The organism is Nocardioides asiaticus (genome assembly GCF_040049175.1).
In the GTDB taxonomy this organism is placed as follows: Bacteria; Actinomycetota; Actinomycetes; order Propionibacteriales; family Nocardioidaceae; genus Nocardioides; species Nocardioides cheoyonin.
The window spans coordinates 331,019-350,750 of record NZ_JBDZDM010000005.1; the positions used below are offsets into that span (position 1 = coordinate 331,019).

A 19,732-nucleotide genomic window follows, 5' to 3' on the forward strand; every position below is an offset into this window, starting at 1 on the left:
GGGTCGGTCCAGACCTTAACTTTCTACTCGCAAGGGGGACTCGTCGTCGTGGGGACGGGCGAGACCCCTTGGGCACGAGTGGGGACACACACATGTGGGTTGAAGACTGGACACCCAAGGCTGCCTGCCGTACGCAGGAGCCAGACAAGCTCTTCGTCCGGGGAGCCGAGCAGAACAAGGCGAAGCAGGTCTGCACCGGCTGCCCGGTGCGCACCGAGTGCCTGGCCGAGGCTCTCGACAACCAGATCGAGTGGGGCGTCTGGGGCGGGATGACGGAGCGTGAGCGCCGCGCGCTGCTCCGTCGTCGCCCCAGCTCCTCCTGGCGGTCGGTCCTCGAGGCCGCCCGCACCAAGCAGTCGGTCGACGTCCGGGCCGTCTGACGTCTACGCCGGGCGCGACTCAGTGCCCGGCGAGGAGCGTCCCGATCTCGCGGAGTCCGTCGAGGTCGTGGACGTCGCCCGCGAGCGCGGGCACGACCGCGGTCGCCACGTGGGGATGCGCCGCGGCGAACCGCGCCCGCAGCTGCTCCTGCCGCTCGACCAGCAGCGCGCGGTCGGCGTGCAGCCGGAGCAGCCCGGCGGTGACGGGCGCCTGGCCGCCGAGCCGCTCGGCCGCGGCCTCCGCGGCCGCGGCCGACAGGCTCTCCTCCGTGGCGATCGTCGAGCGGTTCACGATCAGTCCTTGCAGCGGCATCCGGTCGCCGCTGAGCCGCTCGACGAAGTACGCCGCCTCCCGCATCGCGTCGGGCTCGGGCGCCGCCACGACCAGGAACGCCGTCTCCGCCGCCTGCAGGAGCGCGTAGGTCTGCTGGGCGCGCTGCCGGAAGCCACCGAAGACGGTGTCGAGCGCCGCCACGAACGTCTGCATGTCGCGCAGGATCTGCCCGCCCAGGATCCTGGTGAGCGCATTGGTGACGAGGTTGAAGCCGGCGGACATCAGCCGCGCGGGACCGCGGGCGGGGGCGAGCATGAGCCTGATGAAGCGGCCGTCGAGGAAGCTCGAGAGCCGCTCGGGGGCGTCGAGGAAGTCGAGCGCGCTGCGGCTCGGCGGGGTGTCGACGACGATGAGGTCGTAGGTGCCGTCCCGGCGGGCGTCGCGGTAGAGCTGGCCGAGCTTCTCCATCGCCATGTACTCCTGCGTGCCCGCGAACGAGCTCGACAGCGCGATGTAGAACGGGTTCTGCAGGATCTGGCGGGCCTTCTCCGGGCTCGCCTGGGACTCGACGACCTCGTCGAAGGTCCGCTTCATGTCGAGCATCATCGCGTCGAGCGAGCCCGCGGGGTCGACCAGCGGCACCGGCCGCGGGGTGTTGTCGAGCTGGCGGATCCCCATCGACTGCGCGAGGCGGCGGGCCGGGTCGATCGTGAGGACAACGGCCTTGCGGCCCCGCTCCGCCGCGCGCAGCGCCAGGGCAGCGCTGGTCGTCGTCTTGCCGACGCCGCCGGAGCCGCAGCACACGACGATGTGGGTGCCGGGGTCGTCGAGGAGGGCGTCGACGTCGAGGACCGGCGCGCCGACGGCGCGCGCGGCGAGCGGGCCGACTCTCGGGTGCGTCCTCATGCCAGGTGCTGCTCCTTCAGGCACTCCGCCAGCTCGTACAGGCTGCCGAGGTCGATGCCGGCGGCGAGCCGCTCGAGCTCGTAGGTGGGTACGCCGAGGCCGCCCACGACCTCCCGCTGCTCGTCCTCGAGCGCGCGCCGCTCGGCGTACTCCCTGGCCTCGTCGAGGAGCGTGTCGACGAACTCCTCGCCGGCCTCGACGCCCGCGCGCTTGAGGTCCTGCTCGACCGCCGTGCGGTCGAGCGTGCCGGTCCGGGCGGCCTCGAGCGCCTCGTCGGGCAGGTCGCGGGGGCGGACCTGGTTGACGACGACGCCGCCGACCGGCAGCCGGGCGGCCTTCAGCTCCGCGATGGCGTCGGCGGTCTCCTGCACCGGCATCTCCTCGAGCAGCGTGACCAGGTGGACAGCGGTCCGCGGTGACCTGAAGAGCGTCATCATCGTGTCGGCCTGGTGCTTGATCGGCCCGACCTTGGCGAGCCCTGCGACCGACTCGGACACGTTGAGGAACGCCGTGATGCGGCCGGTCGGCGGAGCGTCGAGTACGACGGCGTCGTACTGCCTCGCGCCGCGGTTCCTGCTGTTGCGCTGGACCGCCTCGAAGACCTTGCCGGTGAGCAGCACGTCGCGTACGCCGGGGGCGATCGTGGTCGCGAACTCGATGACGCCGAACCGGTCGAGGGCACGGCCGGCGGGGCCGAGCTTGTAGTACATCCGCAGGTACTCCAGCAGCGCGGCCTCGGGGTCGATGTGGAGGGCGTAGACGCCGCCGGGCGGATGGTCGTCGTGACGCAGGCCGGTCGCGATGCGGGTCTCGGCGTACGGCAGAGGGTCGACGTCGAACATCCGGGCGACGCCCTGGCGGCCCTCCACCTCACAGAGCAGGACGTTCTTGCCGTGCGAGGCGAGGCCGAGCGCGAGCGCCGCGGCCACCGTGGACTTGCCGGTGCCGCCCTTGCCGGTGACCACGTGCAGCTGCACGCGCGGCCAGTCGGAGGTCATAGGGGCGACTCTAGTGCGGACTGTCGGAGGGTCGGGTTAGGTTCGGTCCATGGCCCTGGCGACCTACAAGGACCTCTGCATCGACGCCGTGGACGCGGAGCGGATGGCTGGCTACTGGGCGAGCGTGCTCGGGCTGCGGGCCGACCTGCGGCCGGGACTGCCGAGCCCGCTCATCGGACCCACCGCGCGGCACACGGTGTGGGTCAACCCCGTGCCCGAGCCGGTGACCACGAAGCAGCGGGTGCACATCGACGTGCACGCCTCCTCCGTCGAGGACGTGCTCGACCTCGGCGCCTCGCCCTACGACTTCGAGTCCTTCCGGTGGAAGATCGTCCGCGACCCCGAGGGCGGGGAGATGTGCGTCTTCGAGCGGGAGACCGTGCCCGACTACCGGCTCTACGAGCTCGGGGTCGACGCGGAGGAGCCGGAGCGGGTGGCGACCTGGTGGGGCGAGGTCCTCGGCGCCGAGGTGGGTCACGAGCAGGGCGTGCCGTGGTGGTGGGTCGACCACGTGCCCGGGATGCCGTTCGAGTCGATCGTGTTCCAGCCGGTGCCCGAGCCGAAGCTGGTGAAGAACCGCATCCACTGGGACGTCACCGCGGAGGTCGGCCCGCTCGTCGAGGCGGGCGCGACGGTCCTGCGCAAGCCCGACGACGAGATCGACTGGACGGTCCTGGCGGACCCCGAGGGCAACGAGTTCTGCGCCTTCCCGGAGACCGAGTGATGGTGCTCTCCGGGGAGGAGCTGCTGCTCCCGGACGCCGCCGCGTGGCGGGCCTGGCTGGAGGCCAACCACGCGACGGTCGCGGCGGTGTGGCTGGTCATGACCAGGAAGGGCGGCACGGTCACGGCGCTCACCTACGACGCGGCACTCGACGAGGCGCTCTGCTTCGGGTGGATCGACGGCCAGACCCGGCGGCGTGACGACCAGACCACCTTCCAGCGCTGGACGCCGCGGGGCCGGAGGAGCCGGTGGTCGGCGCTCAACGTCGCCCACGTCGAGCGGCTCGAGGCGGAGGGCCGGATGGCGCCGGCCGGCCTTGCCGCCGTGAAGATGGCCAAGGCCGACGGGCGGTGGGAGGCGGCGTACGCCCCGCAGGCGAAGGCCGAGCTCCCTGCCGACCTGCTCGCCGCCGTCGCAGCGGTGCCGGAGGCGCAGGCCATGCTCGACGTCCTCTCCTCCCAGAACCGCTACGCGCTCTACCACCGGCTCTCGGCGATCAGGTCGGCGGAGGCGCGGGCGCGCCGGATCGAGGACTACGTCGCGATGCTCGCCCGCGGCGAGGTGTTCCACCCGCAGAAGCTGCGGCCGTAGGCGCGGGTCACGGCGTGACGGCGAGGTTCTCGACGATCCGCTCGCCGAGCTCCCGGTCGCCGTCGATCGCGACGGCGGCGGGGTCCACCCCGCCGCGACCGCCGGCCAGCCGGATGAACGTCTCCCGGTCGGTGCGCAGCGTGACCGTCGGCTCCGTCGGTGGCTCCGGCAGCGGCACTCCCTTGCCGTCGGCGCGGACGGCGTACGCCGCCGGGCCGCTCCCCTCGACGAGCGCCAGGACGGACGTGCCGGGCGCAGCGCCCGCGCGCCTGGCGAGGACGAACCCGAGGCTCTCGAGGAGGTAGGCCGCCGTGTGGTCGGCCGCGGGGGAGTCGAGGCCGCCCGGGCGCCCGACGGCCCGCCGGATGTCCTGCTCGTGCATCCAGACATCGAGGGGACGGTTGCGCAGCAGCGTGCCGGTGCTCCAGCCAATGGCACCGAAGATGCCCGGTGCCTTCGCCTCCGGGTCGGTGGGCGGGTCGGCGAGCAGCGCCTCGTGGCGTACGGCGGCGTACCGCCGGATCTGGTCGACGATCTCGCCCGGGGCCGTGGTGCGCCGGGTGACGACGCCGATCTCGGTGAACTGCTGCTGCGGACGCTGCAGGTGGGGCGCCTCCCCGATCTCCGCGGTCTCGTGCGGGCCGCCGCCGAGGATCGACTCGAGGTGGGCGACGTGCGACACGACCGCCTTGACGTCCCAGCCCGCGAGGTCGGTCGGCCGCGACCAGTCCTCGTCGGTCAGGGTGTCGGCCAGCGCGGTGAAGTCGCCGATCGCCTTCCACCAGACCTCGACGTACGCCGCCAGCGTCTGCGTCGTCGTCGGCGTGGTCGGCTCCGTGTCCACCATGCCCAGCACCCTAGGGGAGCGGCGTGTCGCGCGCAGTAGGGTGCCGACATGACCACGTGGGAGTACCAGGTCGCGCCGATCCTCAACCATGCGGCGGCGCAGATCCTCAACAACTTCGGCCAGGACGGCTGGGAGCTCGTCACCATCATCGACAACGGCACCGGCAACTATGTCGGCTTCTTCAAGCGCCCGGGCGAGGGCCAGTGAGCAGCCCGTCGAGCAGCCCGTCGAGCAGCCCGTCGAGCAGCCCGTCGAGCAGCCCGGAGGAGGTGCTCGCAGGCCTGGGGCTGAGCGTCCCGGAGGCGGTGCCGCCGGTGGCGGCCTACGTACCGGCCGTGCGCAGCGGGGACCACATCTACACCTCGGGTCAGCTGCCGATGAAGGACGGCGCGCTCGCCGCGACCGGCAAGGTGGGGGCAGAGGTGACGCCGGAGGTCGCGTTCGACTGCGCTCAGCAGTGCGCGCTCAACGCAATCGCCGCGGTGAAGGCCGAGATCGGAGACCTGTCGCTGGTCAAGCGGGTCGTCAAGGTGGTCGCGTTCGTGGCGTCGGCCCCCGACTTCACCGCCCAGCCGAAGGTGGCCAACGGCGCCTCCGAGCTGCTCGGCAAGGTCTTCGGCGACGCCGGCGTCCACGCCCGCTCCGCGGTCGGGGTCGCGGTGCTGCCGCTCGACGCCCCGGTCGAGGTGGAGATCGTCGTCGAGGTCTGAGGTCGAGGATGCGGATCCCCACGCCGCCGGCGCTGCTGCCCGAGAAGGTCGTCGCCGTCGCGCAGGAGTACGCCGCCGGCGTACGCACTCCGGTGGAGCCCCGTGACGCCGCGACGGTGATCCTGCTGCGGCCCGGCGCCGGGGCACCGGAGGTCTACCTCCTGCGGCGGCAGACGTCGATGGCGTTCGCGGCCGGGATGTGCGTCTTCCCGGGCGGCGGCGTGGACCCGCGCGACGCCGAGCTCGGCGACGAGCACTGGGCCGGGCCGTCGCCGGCGGTCTGGGCGGAGCGCCTCGGTGCGACCGAGGAGGAGGCCCGTGCACTGCTGGCGGCCGCTGTGCGCGAGACCTTCGAGGAGTCCGGCGTGCTGCTCGCCGGGGCCGCGGCCGGGGAGGTCGTGGCGGACGTCAGCGGCGAGGACTGGGAGGCCGACCGGGTCGCGCTGGAGTCGCGGGAGCTCTCGCTGACCGAGCTGCTGGACCGTCGCGGGCTGGTGCTGCGCACCGATCTCCTCGGGGCGTGGGCGGCGTGGACGACGCCCGCGTTCGAGCCGAAGCGGTACCGCACCTGGTTCTTCGTCGCATCGCTGCCAGACGGGCAGCTCACCCGGGACGTGTCGTCGGAGTCGGAGTCGGTCGCCTGGCTTCCGACCGACCAGGCGCTCGCGCAGGCCGACCGAGGCGAGATCGGCCTCATGCACCCGACCTACCTGAACATCCTGGAGATCAGCCAGTACGCCGACCCCGGTGCCGTCCTCCGGTCGACGGCCGACCGGCGGGTGGAGATGTTCACCCCGGCGGTTGAGGAGGTCGACGGCGGCCACGCACTGACGATCATGGACCACCACCGCGAGCTGCTCCGGGCGCGCCATGGGTGAGCCGACGGGTGAGCCGACGGGTGAGCCGACGGGTGAGCCGGCGGGTGAGCCGGGCTGGGCCGGCGGGAGCTTCGGCGCGCGCGGCAGGTGCGTCCTCGCCCCCAACCCGGGCCCGATGACGCTCGACGGCACCAACACCTGGATCCTGCGGGAGCCGGGCGCGCGGAGGTCGGTCGTCGTCGACCCGGGGCCCGCCGACCCCGCTCACCTCGACGCGATTGTGGAGGCGGCCGGCCCGGTGGGCGTCGTACTCCTCACCCATCACCACCTCGACCACTCCGAGGCAGCGCGGTCGTTCGCGGAGCGGGTCGGCGCCGGCGTACGCGCCCTCGACCCGGCGCAACGGCTCGGCTCCGAGGGGCTCGCCGACTCCGACGTCGTGGAGGTCGACGGGCTCGAGGTGAGGGTGGTCGGTACGCCGGGCCACACCGCCGACTCGCTGTCCTTCTGGCTCCCAGCGGAGTCGGTGGCCCTCACCGGCGACACGGTGCTCGGCCGCGGCACGACGGTCGTCGCCCACCCCGACGGACAGCTCGGCGCGTACCTCGACTCCCTCGACCGCCTCCACGCCCTCGCCGAGGCGCGCGACGTCGCCGCCGTCTGGCCCGGACACGGACCGGTCATCGGCGACGCGCTCGCCGCCCTGGACTACTACATCGCCCACCGGCGCGAGCGGCTCGCGCAGGTCGAGGAGGCTCTCGGCTCCGTCGACCCGGAGGCAGAGGACCTGCCGCGCAAGGTCGTCGAGATCGTGTACGCCGACGTCGACCCGGTCCTGTGGGGCGCCGCCGAGCTCAGCGTCCGCGCTCAGCTGGCCTATCTGGCGGAGCGGCGGTGACTGTTCGGCAAGGTATGCAGCCGAACGCGCACATCCCTAGCGGAACTCCACCTGGGAAGTGCGCACTTCCCTGCATACCTTGATGAGCATCCGGGGGCGTCAGCGCGCCCGGCGGGCCATCCGCTCGATGTCCATGATGACGACGGAGCGCGGCTCGAGGCGCAGCCAGCCGCGCGAGGCGAAGTCGGCGAGCGCCTTGTTGACCGTCTCTCGGGAGGCGCCGACCAGCTGGGCGAGCTCCTCCTGGGTGAGGTCGTGGTGGACGTGGATGCCGTCGTCCGCCGTACGCCCGAACCGGTCGGCGAGGTCGAGCAGCGCCTTGGCCACGCGGCCGGGCACGTCGGAGAAGACCAGGTCGGCGACCACGTCGTTGGCCTTGCGCAGCCGGCCGGCGAGCTGGGCGAGGAGGCCGCGGGCCACCGCTGGCCGCCCCTCGAGCCACTTGAGCAGGTCCTCGTGCGACAGCGAGGCGAAGCTGGCGTCGGTGACGGCGGTGATGGTGCCCGAGCGCGGCCCGGGGTCGAAGAGCGAGAGCTCGCCGAACATCTGACCGGGTCCCAGGATCGCCAGCAGGTTCTCGCGCCCGTCGGACGAGGTCCGGCCGAGCTTCACCTTGCCCTCGAGGACGACGTAGAGCTTGTCGCCCGCGTCCCCCTCGTGGAACAGGACCTCGCCGCGGCGCAGCTTGGTCTCCGACATCGAGGCGTGCAGGGCCGTCATCGACTCGTCGTCGAGGGCGCTGAAGAGTGGCGCCTGACGAAGTACGTCGTTGTCCATGCCGTTCATTTCCTCCTGGGTCCCCCCGCCCCCGGCGGGATTCGTTGAGGTGAATCCTATCCGTGGAATTTCTCACAGCGAGCACCGGACCCCCCTCGCCGCGTCTGAGATGGCCGAAAGGCGCACGCGTACGACGGGCCCGGCGGCACCCTCGGGACCCCGTTCGCAACCGCCCCGAAACCGGCGATGAGGGGTTGTCCGCGTACGCCAGTAGCCTTGGCGCGTGCCTGAAGCCGAGACTCACCTGGGCCTGGTCCGCCGTGCCCGCAAGATCGACCGGATCCTCGGTGAGACCTACCCGGATGCGAAGGCGGAGCTCGACTTCACCAACCCGTTCGAGTGCCTGGTCGTCACGGTGCTCTCCGCCCAGACCACCGACAAGCGGGTCAACGCCGCCAGCCCGGCGCTCTTCGCCGCCTACCCCGACGCCAAGGCGATGGCCGCCGCCGACCGCGACCACCTCGAGCAGCTCGTCGGACCGCTGGGGTTCTTCCGCGCCAAGACCGACGCGCTGCTCAAGCTGAGTGCCGCGCTCGTCGAGGAGTACGACGGGGAGGTGCCGGCCAAGCTGGAGAAGCTGGTCAAGCTCCCTGGCGTCGGCCGCAAGACCGCCAACGTCGTCCTCGGCAACGCTTTCGGGCTGCCGGGGATCACCGTCGACACCCACTTCGGCCGGCTGGCCCGCCGCTTCGGCTGGACCCAGCAGACCGACCCCGTGAAGGTGGAGCACGAGGTCGGCGCGCTCTTCCCCAAGCGCGACTGGACGATGCTCAGCCACCACCTGATCTGGCACGGGCGGCGGCGCTGCCACGCCCAGAAGCCCGCCTGCGGGGCCTGCCCCGTGGCGCGGCTGTGCCCGTCGTACGGCACCGGACCGACCGACCCGGAGGTGGCGGCGAAGCTGGTGCGGACGGAGGGCCGCAATTGATCCGACATGCCCTCGCGCTCGTCGCGATCCTCCTGGTCGTGACGGGGTGCAGCGCGAAGGACGTCGTGAAGCCGTCCGCGCCCGACATCGACGTCGCGACGTCGGACATGGTGGCGATGAAGGCGAAGTCCGACATCGCGCCGTGCCCGGCCGCGCAGACCAAGGACGGCGGGCTGCCCGGCCAGACCCTGCGCTGCCTCGGCGGCGGCCGCGCGGTCGACCTGTCGACGCTCAAGGGCCCTCTCGTCCTCAACTTCTTCTTCGCCAACTGCGCGCCGTGCCGCAAGGAGATGCCGGCCCTGGAGGCGTTCTACCGCGACTACGGCGACAAGGTCCCGGTGCTGGGCGTCGACAGCGTCGACGCCTACCCCGGGATCGCGCTCAGGCTGGCGATCCAGCGCGGCGTCACCTACCCGCTAGTCGCCGACCCGGCGGGCGACCTGCAGGGCAGCGACCTGACCGTCCACGGGATGCCGACCTTCTTCTTCCTCCGCGCCGACGGCACCATCGCGAAGGCGCAGGGCGGGAAGACCTCCGAGCAGCAGATCGTCACGATGGTCGAGCAGAACCTCGGGGTCGACCTGTGACCGCCCAGCCCGACGACCTGCCCGACTGGCTGCGGCCGGTCGTGGACGCCGCGGCGACCATCCGCGGCGAGGACCTGACGGCCTACCTCCCGCCCGACGACGGCAGCGCCCGCGAGTCGGCGGTCCTGATGCTCTTCGGCGAGGGCGCCGCCGGTCCCGACCTGCTGCTGACCGAGCGGTCCCACACGATGCGCTCCCATCCGGGCCAGGTCTCCTTCCCGGGGGGCTCGCTCGACCCGGGCGAGGAGCCGGTGGAGGCGGCGCTGCGCGAGGCCCAGGAGGAGACCGGCCTCGATCCCGCCGGCGTGGAGGTGATCGGGCTGCTGCCCCAGCTCCACCTGCCGGTCAGCAACTTCGCTGTCACGCCGGTGCTCGGCTGGTGGCGCGACACCAGCCCGGTGTCGGTGGCCTCGCTCGAGGAGGTCCACGCGATCTACCGCACCCCGATCGCCGAGCTCGTCGACCCGGCCCATCGGATCCGGGTGCGCTCGCCGCGGACCGACTGGCTCCTGCCCGGCTTCCTCGTCGGACCCGACAAGGACGTCATCCTGTGGGGTTTCACCGCCGGGATCGTGGCCCGCTTCTTCGCCTACCTCGGCTGGTTGCAGGACGTCCCCGACGCCCCGATCACCGAGCTGCCGGCCTACATGCTGCAGGGCCGCGAGAGGAGACCCCCCGCGACGTGAGTCTCAACCTCCTGGACTGGATCCTCATCGTGCTGGTCCTGGCCTACGCCCTCTCGGGCTACTGGCAGGGCTTCGTCACCGGGGCCTTCGCCACCGCCGGGCTGCTGCTCGGCGGTCTCTTCGGCGTCTGGATCGCGCCGAAGGCGCTCGGCAACGCCGACCCGTCGGTGTGGGTGTCGCTCGGGGCGCTCTTCATCGTGATCCTGTCGGCGTCGCTAGGCCAGGCGCTGATGCAGTACGTCGGCGCGCGGGTGCGCGACAAGATCACCTGGCAGCCCGCGCGGCTGCTCGACGCCTGCGGCGGTGCGGTGCTCAGCGCGGCGGCGGTGCTCGTCGTCGCCTGGGCGCTGGGGGTCGCGGTCTCGGGCTCCAACCTGCGCGGACTGAGCGACCTGGTCCGCAGCTCCAGCGTGCTGGCGAAGGTCAACCAGGTGCTGCCGGCCGAGGCGAGCAGCGCGCTCGGCGCGTTCAACAACGTGGTCGGCACCAGCTTCTTCCCGCGCTACCTCGAGCCGTTCGCCCCCGAGCGGATCGTCGAGGTCGCGCCGGGCCCGGCCGGGATCCGGACCGACGCCGACGTGAAGCGGGCGGGCGCGAGCGTCGTCAAGGTCCGCGGCGCCAACTCCTGCGGCCGTGGCGTCGAGGGCAGCGGCTTCGTCATCGCCGACCACTACCTGATGACCAACGCCCACGTCGTCGCCGGCGTACGCCACCCGACCGTGGTGGTCGGCGACGACGAGCGCCCCGCGACGGTCGTGTCCTACGACCCCGACACCGACGTCGCCGTGCTCTCCTTCGACAGCCAGGGGCTCTCGCCGCTCCGGTTCGACCTCGGCGCCAAGGCGCGGCAGCCGGTGGCGATCCTCGGCTACCCCGAGGACGGCCCGTACGACGTCGAGGCCGGCCGGATCAGGTCGTCGCAGCGGCTTCGCTCGCCCGACATCTACGGCGACGGCACGGTCATCCGCGACGTCTACTCACTGCGGGGCCTCATCCGGCCCGGCAACTCGGGCGGGCCGATCGTCGACCGCGACGGCGACGTCGTCGGCGTCGTCTTCGCCGCCTCGGTCACCGACGCCGACACCGGCTACGCCCTGACCGCCGACCAGGTCGACGACATCGCCAACTCGGCCGTCGGTCGGACGGCCGCCGTCTCCACCGAGGGCTGCGCAGGCTGAGAGGTGCCCACCGCCGGCGGTGACTGAGCAACCGCTCGCCCGGCTGGAACGGTTGCTGAGAGACCGCTGGCGGGACGGGCGCCGGCGTACGGGTCAGGCCTTGCCCTTGAGCGCCCGGGGGATCTCCTTGCCCTGGGCGATGGCCTTCTCCGGGGGCCTGACCTTCTTGACCTTGCGGATCCCGACGAAGGCGAGGAGCGCGGCGAGGAGGACGTAGGCGCCGAAGACGATCAGGAAGCACCACCACAGCTCGAGGCCGGCCCAGTGGATGAAGTAGGCGATGGCGACCGAGAACATGATGATCGCCAGCACGAGCAGGAAGCCGGCGGCGGCGAAGAGCGCCGCGCCGATGCCGCCGTTGGTGACGCTGACCTTGAGCTCGCGCTTCGCGAGCTGGATCTCCCTGTTGACCAGGGTCGAGATGTCCCGGCTCGCGTCGGCGACGAGCCGCCCGATCGTCGGATCGCCGTCTTGTGGTGCCTTCACGTAATCGGATGACATGAGGGTCCTTCGCAGGTCGGGTCAGTCGTTACCGGTCGGTCCGGTGCTGACCTTACCGACCCGGGACGCGCCGCCGGCCGCAGATCGCCGGTCACAGGTAGCGAAGCCAGAGGTACGGCGCACAGAGGACGACCGTGACACCGGTAACCACCAGGCCGTACCTGGTGAACTCCCAGAACGAGATCGGCTGCCCCTGCCGCGCGGCGATGCCGAGCGCGACGACGTTCGCGGACGCACCGATGGCGGTGGCGTTGCCGCCGAGGTCGGCGCCCAGGGCGAGCGCCCACCACAGGACCTGGCCGCCGGAGCCATGGCTGTGGGCGAGGTCGGCGACGATCGGGCTCATCGTGGTGACGTACGGGATGTTGTCGACGACCGCAGAGAGGACGGCCGAGCCGAAGAGCAGCACGTTGGCCGCCAGCCCGAGCCTTCCCTGGGTGGCGTCGGCGACGAACTCGGAGACGTCGGAGATGACGCCGGTCTCGACCAGCCCGCCGACCATCACGAAGAGCCCGGCGAAGAAGAGCAGGGTCGGCCACTCGACCTCCTGCAGCGCCTGTTCGGTCGTGACGTCGGTGATCAGGATGAGCAGGCCCGCACCGAGCAGGGCGACCACCGCCGGGTCGTAGTGCAGCCAGGGGTGGAGCACGAAGGCCGCGACCACCAGGGCCAGCACGGCGAGCGCCTTGGTCAGCAGTACGCCGTCGGTGATCGCCTCGCGCTCGTTGAGCGCCATCACGGCCCGTGCCCGGGCAGGGTCGTAGGTGAACTCCTTCCGGAACATCACCCGGCAGAGCACGCAGAAGACGACGAGCAGCAGCAGCACGATCGGCGTGAGGTGAACCAGGAAGTCGTTGAAGGAGAAGTCGCCGGCCGCCGGCGAGGAGATGATGATGTTGGGCGGGTCGCCGACGAGCGTCGCGGTGCCGCCGATGTTGGAGGCGAACACCTCGGCGATGAGGTACGGCGCGGTCCGCAGCCCGAGCCGCTGGCAGACCAGGAACGTCACCGGCGCGACGAGCAGGACGGTCGTGACGTTGTCGAGCAGCGCCGAGGCCAGCGCGGTCAGCACGACGAGCAGCACCATCATCGGGTAGGGGCGGCCGCGGGCGACCTTCGCGGCCTTGATGGCGACGTACTCGAAGATCCCCGTCTGCCGGAGCACCGAGACGATCACCATCATCCCGAAGAGCAGGAAGACGACGTTCCACTCGATGCCCGTGTGGGTGCTGAAGAAGGCCTTGTCGGCGTCGGTGACGTGCAGGAGCAGCATGAGCGCGGCTCCGCCGAGGGCCACCTTCGTCCGGTGGATCTTCTCGGTGACGAGAAGGACGTACGCGGCGACGAAGATGACGACGGCGGCGACGGTCATGTGCTCTCCCGGGGTCGGCTGGACTCTCCGCCGACCAGCCTTCCCGGCACACCGGTAGCGACCCTATCGGATCGGCTCCGGTGGCCCGGACGGGCTCAGCGGACCGGCGCGGGCTCGCCCTCCTCCACGCACAGGTGCCGGTAGACAGTGTTGCGCCGGCGGAGCACGGCGGCTGCGAGCCCGGCGGCAAGGATCGAGCCGACGAGCACGCCGACGGTGACGTGCTCGGCCGACGCCGAGCCGGCGTACGCGAGCTCGCCGATCAGCAACGCGACGGTGAAGCCGATCCCGCCCAGCATCGCCATCCCCACCACGTCGATCCAGGCCAGCTCGTCGTCCAGTGCCGCGTGCGTGTAGCGGGCGAGCACCCAGGTGGCGGCGCTGATGCCGACCGGCTTGCCGAGCACCAGCCCGGCGACCACACCGAGGGCGACCGGGTCGGTGAGCGCGTCGCCGAGGCCGTTCCAGCCGCCGAGGTGCACGCCGGCCGCGAAGAACGCGAACACCGGCACGGCGACGCCGGCGGAGATCGGGCGTACGAGGTGCTCGAGGTGCTCCGCCAGCCCCCGGCCGTCGGCGCCGTCGCGGCGCAGGACGGGGACCGTGAAGCCGAGGAGCACCCCGGCGACCGTCGCGTGCACGCCCGAGGCGTGGACGAGCGCCCACGCGACGACGGCGAGCGGGACCAGCAGCCAGGGCGAGGTGATCCGCCGCTGCACGAGTACGCCGAATGCCGCGATCGGGACGAGCGCCAGCAGCAGCCACCCGACGTGCAGCTCCTCGGTGTAGAAGACGGCGATGACGGTGATCGCCAGCAGGTCGTCGACGACCGCGAGCGCGAGCAGGAAGGTCCGCAGGCCGCTCGGCAGGTGGGTGCCGATGACGGCGAGCACGGCGACCGCGAACGCGATGTCGGTCGCGGTCGGGATCGCCCAGCCGGAGAGGTCGCCGTCGGCGGCCAGGTTGACCAGGGTGTAGACGCCGGCGGGCACGATCATCCCGCCCACGGCGGCCGCGACCGGCAGCGCCGCCTGGCGTCGGTCGCGCAGGTCGCCGGCGACGAACTCGCGCTTGAGCTCGAGGCCGGCCACGAAGAAGAAGATCGCGAGCAGGCCGTCGGAGGCCCAGCCGGACAGGCTCAGCCGCAGGTGGAGCGAGTCGGGTCCGAGCGTCCAGGCCCGCAGGTCGGCGTACGCGTCGGACCAGGGGGTGTTGGTCCAGACGATGGCGATCAGTGCGGCGCCGATGACGAGGAGGCCGCCGACGGTCTCGGCGCGCAGGATGTCGGCGATCCTCGAGCTCTCGAGGAACGAGGCGCGCTGGAACATGCGCGGTGTGCTCACGGGATCTCCTCCACCGTCGGGACCAGGACCGCCGACCAGGCTTCCCGGCACACCGAGGTCAAGGGTATCGGTCGCCGCCGGGCCCGGGCCACCCGCCGGGGCCTCCACTAGTGTCGGCGGTGTGAAGGCAGGAGACCTCGCGGCGCCGTACCCCACCGTACGGGCCGACGCCGACGCCGCCGAGGCGGCGCGGCTGCTCACCGAGCACGGCCGGCCCGGTCTGATCGTGGTGGACGAGCACGACCATCCGGTCGCGATCCTGCCGGGGTCGCAGGTGCTGCGGTTCCTGATCCCGGACTACATCCAGGACGACCCCGCGCTGGCGCGGGTCGTCGACGAGGCGTTCATCGACGAGGTCTGCAGCGCGCTCGAGCAGAAGACGGTCAAGGAGCTGCTGCCCAAGGAGAAGGTGCCGCTGCCGATCGTCGACCCCGGCGACAACCTGTTCGAGGTCGCGGGCGTGATGGCGGCCGCGCACTCTCCGCTCGTCGCGGTCGTCGAGGGCAAGGACAAGACAGGTCCGATGATCGGCGCGATCAGCCTCGCCCGGCTCCTCGGCGACCTGCTTCCGGGTCGGATCACGGACCCGTCCTGACGCACGCCGAGCCCGCACAGGCGGGCACGTACAGGGAGCGGGCCCAGATGCTCAGTCGGGAAGGAGCATCTGGGCCCGCTCGGCTTCGTGGGTCTCAGCGCACCGGAGGTGGCGACTCGACCCGGCAGAGGTGGCGACTCGGCCTCAGTCGTCGGTGGACCTGGCCTGGCCCGCCGAGATGAGGTCCATGATCGTCGAGTCGGCGAGGGTGGTGACGTCCCCGACCTCGCGGTGCTCGGCGACGTCGCGGAGGAGACGCCGCATGATCTTGCCGGAGCGGGTCTTCGGGAGCTCCGGGACGATCATGATCTGACGCGGCTTGGCGATCGGGCCGATCTCCTTGCGGACGTGGTCGGAGAGGACCTTGGCGATGCCCTCGCCGCCGTCCTCGCCGAGGGTCTTGGTCGCCTCCTCGCGGAGGATGACGTAGGCGACGACGGCCTGACCGGTGTCCGGGTCGGTCGCCCCGACGACGGCCGACTCCGCGACGTACGGGTGTGAGACGAGGGCCGACTCGATCTCGGTGGTGGACAGCCGGTGGCCGGACACGTTCATGACGTCGTCGACGCGGCCGAGCAGCCACAGGTCGCCGTCCTCGTCCTTCTTGGCGCCGTCGCCGGCGAAGTAGTAGCCCTGGTCCTTGAATCGCGCCCAGTATGTGTCGACGTAACGCTGGTCGTCGCCCCAGATCGTGCGCAGCATCGCGGGCCACGGCTGGGTCAGGACTAGGTAGCCGCCGTGGCCGTTCGGCACCGGCACGCCCTCGTCGTTGACCACCTCGGCGCCGACGCCGGGGAGCGGCTTCATCGCCGAGCCGGGCTTCCCGGCCGTGACGCCCGGCAGCGGGCTGATCAGGATCATCCCGGTCTCGGTCTGCCACCAAGTGTCGACGACGGGGGTGCGTCCGCCGCCGATGACCTCGCGGTACCAGATGTAGGCCTCCGGGTTGATCGGCTCGCCGACCGACCCGAGCAGGCGCAGCGAGGAGAGGTCCTTGCTGTCCGGGATCTCCCGGCCCTGCTTCATGAACGACCTGATCGCGGTGGGCGCGGTGTAGAAGATCGTGACCTTGTGCTGCTCGATGATGTCCCACCAGCGGCCGCGCTCCGGGAAGTCCGGGGTGCCCTCGTAGAGCACCTCGGTGGCGCCGTTGGCCAGCGGGCCGTAGACGATGTAGCTGTGGCCGGTGATCCAGCCGATGTCCGCCGAGCACCAGTAGACGTCGGTCTCAGGCTTGAGGTCGAAGACCTCGTAGTGGGTCCAGCTCGTGCCGACGAGGTAGCCGCCGGTGGTGTGCAGGATGCCCTTGGGCTTCCCGGTGGTGCCGGAGGTGTACATGACGAAGAGCGGGTGCTCGGCGTCGAACGCCTCCGGGGTGTGCTCGGCCGAGGCGGTGTCGACGGTGTCGTGCCACCACACGTCGACCGCGTCGTCCCAGTCGACGTCCTGCCCGGTCCGGCGTACGACGAGGACCTTCTCGACCGCGTGGCCGCTCTTCGCCGAGATCGCTCGGGCCTCGTCGACGGCCGGCTTGAGCGGCGAGGGGGCGCCGCGGCGGTAGCCGCCGTCGGAGGTCACGACGACCTTCGCCTCGCAGTCCTCGATGCGCGAGGCGAGCGCCTCGGCGGAGAAGCCGCCGAAGACGACGGTGTGGGGCGCGCCGATGCGCGCGCAGGCGAGCATGGCGATGACCGCCTCCGGGATCATCGGCATGTAGATCGCGACCCGGTCGCCGGTGCGTACGCCGAGCTCGGTGAGCGCGTTGGCGGCCTTGCAGACCTCGTCCTTCAGCTCGGCGTAGGTCAGGTCGCGGGCGTCCTCCAGGGGCTCGCCGACCCAATGGATGGCGACCCGGTCGCCGCGGCCGGCCTCGACGTGCCGGTCGACGCAGTTGTAGGCGGCGTTGATCCGTCCGCCGACGAACCACTTGGCGAACGGCGGGTTGTCCCAGTCCAGGACGCGGTCCCACTTCTGGTCCCAGGTCAGCCGCTCGGCGGCCTGCGCCCAGAACCCCTCCGGATCGGCTTCGGCCGCGGCGTACGCGTCGGCCTTCACGTTGGCGGCGGCGGCCAGGTCGGCCGGCGGCTCGAACCTGCGGTTCTCGTGGAGCAGGTTCGAGAGGGTCTCTTCACTCACGTGCGATCACTTCCCGGTGCAGTCGGATACGTGGCCTAGGCCACACTAAGCCCGAGAGGGTCAGCGTGGCCTAGGCGGGGTTGACGGGTGGTTGGTGGTCGTTCGACCGGTCGCGGGCGCCGGTCAGGCGCGCGGGCCCACGGGGAGCACGTCGCGCTTGAAGGTGAACTTCGTGACGCCCGCGAACGAGGCGTACCACGCGGCGAGGGCGGTGAGGATCCCGAGGTAGCCGCCGACCTTGATCCAGCCCGACGACTCCTTGTCGAACCAGCCGATCGCCAGGATCGCGAAGGTGATCGTCAGCAGGACGAACACCGCGAGCACCGCGCCGGAGACCCGCGTGGCGGCGACCGTCATGTAGGCGGTGAAGATGGCCCAGCCCAGGAGGAAGACGCCGACGACCTTGTAGCCCTCGGGCCCGAGGTTGGCCAGGTCCTTCTCGGCCAGCCACCAGAAGGCCACCCAGAAGCCGCCGTACGAGCAGAACGCGGTCGCGCCGAAGGTGTTGCCCTTGGCGAACTCCCAGACGCCGGCCGTGAACTGGCCGATGCCTCCGTAGGCGAGGGCCAGGCCGAGCGCACCGCCGACGAGCTCCTGGGGCACGATGTCGGCGTTGACGACGCTCAGGACGAAGGTCGTGAGGGCGAACGCGGCCAGTCCGAGTGGGGCGGGATCGGCGATGTGTGATCCGGGTGCGGGCGCGGCGTGAGCGGGAGTGGAAACGGTTTCGGCTGTCATGTCTGCTTCTCCTTCGAAGGCAGGACTGCGCTGCACCGGGGAGTCCGGAGCACTCTGATGTTACGTCCGTCACATCAGCACCACCAGCCCCGCGCGGCCCGTCGCCCGGCTCCATCGGTTGGCTATCGACGAGTCGGGTGGCATTCATCGGTAGTCCACCGATCCGACCGTCAGGAGGCGACGCGCGGTTCAGCGCGGCGCCGCGACCCTGTGATGTGCCCATCCACCCCCGAGACCCTGGAGCGCACCACATGCCCATCGCACGTCGCAACCTGCTCGCCGGCTCCGCCGCCGGCGTCGGCCTCTCCGTCGCCGGAGCCGTCCCCGCCCTCGCCAACTCCACCCCGCCGAAGGCGACGGGCAAGGGCCGCGGCCCCGGCACGTACGCCCCCTCCCCGCACACGCCGTTCCCGCCGCTCGTCGACGACCCCGACGGCATCCTCGCCCTGCCCGAGGGCTTCTCGTACGCCATCGTCACCAGCGCCGGCGAGACGACGCTGGACACGGGCGAGCCGACGCCCTCGAACCACGACGGCACCGCGGTCGTCGCCGCGAAGCGCGGTCGCTACACCCTGATCCAGAACCACGAGCTCGGCGCTGGCTCGGCCCTCGGCGTTCCGCACCGCGACGGCACGGTGTACGACCCGGGCGCGGTCGACGCCGGCGGCTGCACGGTCATCACGACCGACGCGAGCGGCCGCAACCTGGGCGAGTTCGTCGGCATCTCCGGCACCTCCACCAACTGCGCAGGCGGCCCGACCCCGTGGGGCACGTGGCTGACCTGCGAGGAGACGGAGACCAAGGCGGGCGAGTCCTGGAGCGGCAACGGGAAGAGCGGGACTTACGCGTTGGACCACGGCTACGTCTTCGAGGTCTTCGCCGACGGCCGCAAGCTCCCCAAGCCGATCAAGGCGTTCGGCCGCTACGCCCACGAGGCACTGGCCATCGACCCCGACCTCAGGCACGTCTACCTCTCCGAGGACGCCTCCGGCCCGAACGGCCTGTTCTACCGCTGGGAGGCACCGCGCGGGGTCAGGCTCGGCGCCGGGATCGCCGACCGGCTCGCGCCCGACGCCGGCACCCTCGCGGCGATGGCGATCGTCATGCCCGACGGCTCGATCCTGCCCGACGTGGCCTACCTGACCTCGACGCAGATGGGCCGGCCGTTCCCGGTGACGTGGGTCCCCGTCCCCGACCGTGACGCGCAGACCACGTCGGTCCGCAAGCAGTTCACCGACGGCCAGGTCACCCGCGGCAAGAAGTTCGAGGGCGTCTACGGCACCGACAAGGGCGTGTACGTCGTCAACTCCTACGCCTACAGCAAGGGCTCGGACTACCCCGACGACGCGGTGCCGCACGACGGGATGGTGTGGTTCTACAACTACGAGGAGCAGACCATCCAGATGGTCACCTACTTCCCCCACAACGACACGGTGTGGGAGGACGTCCCCGAGCCGGTGAAGTACGACGACCTCGTCTTCGACGGCCCCGACAACGTCACCGTCACCCCGTGGGGCTCGCTCGTCCTCGCCGAGGACGGCGAGGGCGCCTCGCACGTGCTCTCGTCGTTCCCGAACGGCCCGACGTACGCCATCGCGCGGAACATGTACAACAACTCCGAGTTCACCGGCCCGACCTTCTCCGAGGACGGCAAGGTGCTCTTCGTCAACATCCAGACGCCCGGCTTCACCCTCGCCATCACCGGCCCGTGGGAGAAGTACCTCGGCTGACCCGCCGTACGCTCGA

The 19,732-nt window shown here is 71.6% G+C and carries 22 protein-coding genes; 13 read left to right on the top strand and 9 right to left on the bottom strand.

The window, feature by feature from the left end; genetic code table 11:
* The first annotated feature begins 92 nt into the window (after window positions 1–92).
* The gene (locus tag ABLE53_RS19125; RefSeq protein ID WP_348860734.1) at window positions 93–380 is read left to right on the top strand and encodes a WhiB family transcriptional regulator; all 288 of its coding nucleotides are present in this window, start codon (window positions 93–95) and stop codon (window positions 378–380) included.
* Between the two features lie 19 nt (window positions 381–399).
* Here the strand turns inward: ABLE53_RS19125 and bagB are convergent, their stop codons facing one another.
* Window positions 400–1,560, bottom strand: coding sequence for an ArsA family ATPase (gene bagB / locus ABLE53_RS19130; RefSeq protein WP_348860735.1), 1,161 nt, complete (start codon window positions 1,558–1,560; stop codon window positions 400–402).
* Complete coding sequence (bagA, locus tag ABLE53_RS19135) at window positions 1,557–2,558, bottom strand: ATPase BagA (RefSeq protein WP_348860736.1); 1,002 nt, start codon at window positions 2,556–2,558, stop codon at window positions 1,557–1,559. The genes bagB and bagA overlap by 4 nt, the downstream gene beginning before the upstream one ends.
* A gap of 49 nt (window positions 2,559–2,607) precedes the next feature.
* On the opposite strand from bagA, the gene ABLE53_RS19140 reads away from it, so the two are divergent.
* Complete coding sequence (locus ABLE53_RS19140) at window positions 2,608–3,282, top strand: VOC family protein (RefSeq protein WP_348860737.1); 675 nt, start codon at window positions 2,608–2,610, stop codon at window positions 3,280–3,282.
* Window positions 3,282–3,872, top strand: a complete 591-nt coding sequence (locus tag ABLE53_RS19145; protein ID WP_348860738.1) for a YdeI/OmpD-associated family protein — start codon at window positions 3,282–3,284, stop codon at window positions 3,870–3,872. The genes ABLE53_RS19140 and ABLE53_RS19145 overlap by 1 nt, the downstream gene beginning before the upstream one ends.
* Before the next feature lie 7 nt (window positions 3,873–3,879).
* On the opposite strand, the gene ABLE53_RS19150 is transcribed toward ABLE53_RS19145, so the two are convergent.
* Window positions 3,880–4,719, bottom strand: coding sequence for a maleylpyruvate isomerase family mycothiol-dependent enzyme (locus ABLE53_RS19150; RefSeq protein WP_348860739.1), 840 nt, complete (start codon window positions 4,717–4,719; stop codon window positions 3,880–3,882).
* A 48-nt stretch (window positions 4,720–4,767) separates the two neighbouring features.
* Between ABLE53_RS19150 and sp36 the strand changes: the two genes are divergently transcribed.
* Genes sp36 through ABLE53_RS19170 form a run of 4 tightly spaced genes read left to right on the top strand, consistent with a single transcriptional unit; the run spans window position 4,768 to window position 7,145 of the window.
* Entirely contained in the window at window positions 4,768–4,926 is a 159-nt protein-coding gene (gene sp36 / locus ABLE53_RS19155) for a Sp36 family protein (protein ID WP_348860740.1), read from the top strand.
* Window positions 4,923–5,429, top strand: a complete 507-nt coding sequence (locus tag ABLE53_RS19160) for a RidA family protein (RefSeq protein WP_348860741.1) — start codon at window positions 4,923–4,925, stop codon at window positions 5,427–5,429. The genes sp36 and ABLE53_RS19160 overlap by 4 nt, the downstream gene beginning before the upstream one ends.
* An 8-nt stretch (window positions 5,430–5,437) precedes the next feature.
* Window positions 5,438–6,307: an NUDIX hydrolase gene (locus ABLE53_RS19165; protein WP_348860742.1), complete on the top strand. Its 870-nt coding sequence runs from the start codon at window positions 5,438–5,440 to the stop codon at window positions 6,305–6,307.
* Entirely contained in the window at window positions 6,300–7,145 is an 846-nt protein-coding gene (locus ABLE53_RS19170; RefSeq protein ID WP_425474894.1) for an MBL fold metallo-hydrolase, read from the top strand. The genes ABLE53_RS19165 and ABLE53_RS19170 overlap by 8 nt, the downstream gene beginning before the upstream one ends.
* A gap of 99 nt (window positions 7,146–7,244) precedes the next feature.
* On the opposite strand, the gene ABLE53_RS19175 is transcribed toward ABLE53_RS19170, so the two are convergent.
* Complete coding sequence (locus ABLE53_RS19175; RefSeq protein ID WP_348860925.1) at window positions 7,245–7,922, bottom strand: Crp/Fnr family transcriptional regulator; 678 nt, start codon at window positions 7,920–7,922, stop codon at window positions 7,245–7,247.
* Between the two features lie 223 nt (window positions 7,923–8,145).
* Here ABLE53_RS19175 and nth point away from each other — a divergent pair, with 223 nt between their 5' ends.
* From nth to ABLE53_RS19195, 4 genes are read left to right on the top strand one after another with little or no spacing between them, the layout of a single operon-like run.
* A complete protein-coding gene (gene nth / locus ABLE53_RS19180) occupies window positions 8,146–8,850 on the top strand; it encodes an endonuclease III (protein ID WP_348860743.1) in 705 nt (234 codons plus the stop codon).
* Window positions 8,847–9,437, top strand: a complete 591-nt coding sequence (locus ABLE53_RS19185; protein ID WP_348860744.1) for a TlpA family protein disulfide reductase — start codon at window positions 8,847–8,849, stop codon at window positions 9,435–9,437. The genes nth and ABLE53_RS19185 overlap by 4 nt, the downstream gene beginning before the upstream one ends.
* A complete protein-coding gene (locus tag ABLE53_RS19190) occupies window positions 9,434–10,123 on the top strand; it encodes an NUDIX hydrolase (protein WP_348860745.1) in 690 nt (229 codons plus the stop codon). The genes ABLE53_RS19185 and ABLE53_RS19190 overlap by 4 nt, the downstream gene beginning before the upstream one ends.
* Entirely contained in the window at window positions 10,120–11,301 is a 1,182-nt protein-coding gene (locus ABLE53_RS19195; RefSeq protein ID WP_348860746.1) for a MarP family serine protease, read from the top strand. The genes ABLE53_RS19190 and ABLE53_RS19195 overlap by 4 nt, the downstream gene beginning before the upstream one ends.
* A 93-nt stretch (window positions 11,302–11,394) precedes the next feature.
* On the opposite strand, the gene ABLE53_RS19200 is transcribed toward ABLE53_RS19195, so the two are convergent.
* The 3 genes from ABLE53_RS19200 to nhaA form a co-directional block, all read right to left on the bottom strand.
* On the bottom strand, window positions 11,395–11,787 hold the full coding sequence (locus tag ABLE53_RS19200; protein ID WP_348860747.1) for a phage holin family protein: 393 nt from the start codon (window positions 11,785–11,787) through the stop codon (window positions 11,395–11,397).
* A gap of 106 nt (window positions 11,788–11,893) precedes the next feature.
* Entirely contained in the window at window positions 11,894–13,174 is a 1,281-nt protein-coding gene (locus tag ABLE53_RS19205) for an ArsB/NhaD family transporter (protein WP_348860748.1), read from the bottom strand.
* A 95-nt stretch (window positions 13,175–13,269) separates the two neighbouring features.
* Entirely contained in the window at window positions 13,270–14,517 is a 1,248-nt protein-coding gene (nhaA, locus tag ABLE53_RS19210) for a Na+/H+ antiporter NhaA (protein WP_348860749.1), read from the bottom strand.
* 121 nt (window positions 14,518–14,638) lie between these two features.
* Here nhaA and ABLE53_RS19215 point away from each other — a divergent pair, with 121 nt between their 5' ends.
* A complete protein-coding gene (locus tag ABLE53_RS19215; RefSeq protein ID WP_348860750.1) occupies window positions 14,639–15,112 on the top strand; it encodes a CBS domain-containing protein in 474 nt (157 codons plus the stop codon).
* 144 nt (window positions 15,113–15,256) lie between these two features.
* Here ABLE53_RS19215 and acs read toward each other — a convergent pair whose 3' ends face one another.
* Together acs and ABLE53_RS19225 are read right to left on the bottom strand one after the other, a co-directional pair.
* Window positions 15,257–17,248 (bottom strand): acetate--CoA ligase, encoded by a 1,992-nt coding sequence (gene acs / locus ABLE53_RS19220; protein WP_348860751.1) that lies wholly within the window; start codon window positions 17,246–17,248, stop codon window positions 15,257–15,259.
* A gap of 123 nt (window positions 17,249–17,371) precedes the next feature.
* Complete coding sequence (locus tag ABLE53_RS19225) at window positions 17,372–17,986, bottom strand: acetate uptake transporter (protein ID WP_348860752.1); 615 nt, start codon at window positions 17,984–17,986, stop codon at window positions 17,372–17,374.
* Between the two features lie 251 nt (window positions 17,987–18,237).
* Here ABLE53_RS19225 and ABLE53_RS19230 point away from each other — a divergent pair, with 251 nt between their 5' ends.
* A complete protein-coding gene (locus ABLE53_RS19230) occupies window positions 18,238–19,716 on the top strand; it encodes an alkaline phosphatase PhoX (RefSeq protein ID WP_348860753.1) in 1,479 nt (492 codons plus the stop codon).
* Window positions 19,717–19,732 lie beyond the last annotated feature (16 nt).

What these genes read in the sequence shown, in the direction of transcription:
- ABLE53_RS19225 (WP_348860752.1), bottom strand. Translation starts at nt 17,986, where the DNA reads ATGACAGCCGAAACCGTTTCCACTCCCGCTCACGCCGCGCCCGCACCC.
- sp36 (WP_348860740.1), top strand. Translation starts at nt 4,768, where the DNA reads ATGACCACGTGGGAGTACCAGGTCGCGCCGATCCTCAACCATGCGGCG.
- ABLE53_RS19175 (WP_348860925.1), bottom strand. Translation starts at nt 7,922, where the DNA reads ATGGACAACGACGTACTTCGTCAGGCGCCACTCTTCAGCGCCCTCGAC.
- ABLE53_RS19170 (WP_425474894.1), top strand. Translation starts at nt 6,300, where the DNA reads ATGGGTGAGCCGACGGGTGAGCCGACGGGTGAGCCGACGGGTGAGCCG.
- ABLE53_RS19150 (WP_348860739.1), bottom strand. Translation starts at nt 4,719, where the DNA reads ATGGTGGACACGGAGCCGACCACGCCGACGACGACGCAGACGCTGGCG.
- bagB (WP_348860735.1), bottom strand. Translation starts at nt 1,560, where the DNA reads ATGAGGACGCACCCGAGAGTCGGCCCGCTCGCCGCGCGCGCCGTCGGC.
- ABLE53_RS19205 (WP_348860748.1), bottom strand. Translation starts at nt 13,174, where the DNA reads ATGACCGTCGCCGCCGTCGTCATCTTCGTCGCCGCGTACGTCCTTCTC.
- bagA (WP_348860736.1), bottom strand. Translation starts at nt 2,558, where the DNA reads ATGACCTCCGACTGGCCGCGCGTGCAGCTGCACGTGGTCACCGGCAAG.
- ABLE53_RS19125 (WP_348860734.1), top strand. Translation starts at nt 93, where the DNA reads ATGTGGGTTGAAGACTGGACACCCAAGGCTGCCTGCCGTACGCAGGAG.
- ABLE53_RS19230 (WP_348860753.1), top strand. Translation starts at nt 18,238, where the DNA reads ATGCCCATCGCACGTCGCAACCTGCTCGCCGGCTCCGCCGCCGGCGTC.
- ABLE53_RS19145 (WP_348860738.1), top strand. Translation starts at nt 3,282, where the DNA reads ATGGTGCTCTCCGGGGAGGAGCTGCTGCTCCCGGACGCCGCCGCGTGG.
- ABLE53_RS19165 (WP_348860742.1), top strand. Translation starts at nt 5,438, where the DNA reads ATGCGGATCCCCACGCCGCCGGCGCTGCTGCCCGAGAAGGTCGTCGCC.
- ABLE53_RS19140 (WP_348860737.1), top strand. Translation starts at nt 2,608, where the DNA reads ATGGCCCTGGCGACCTACAAGGACCTCTGCATCGACGCCGTGGACGCG.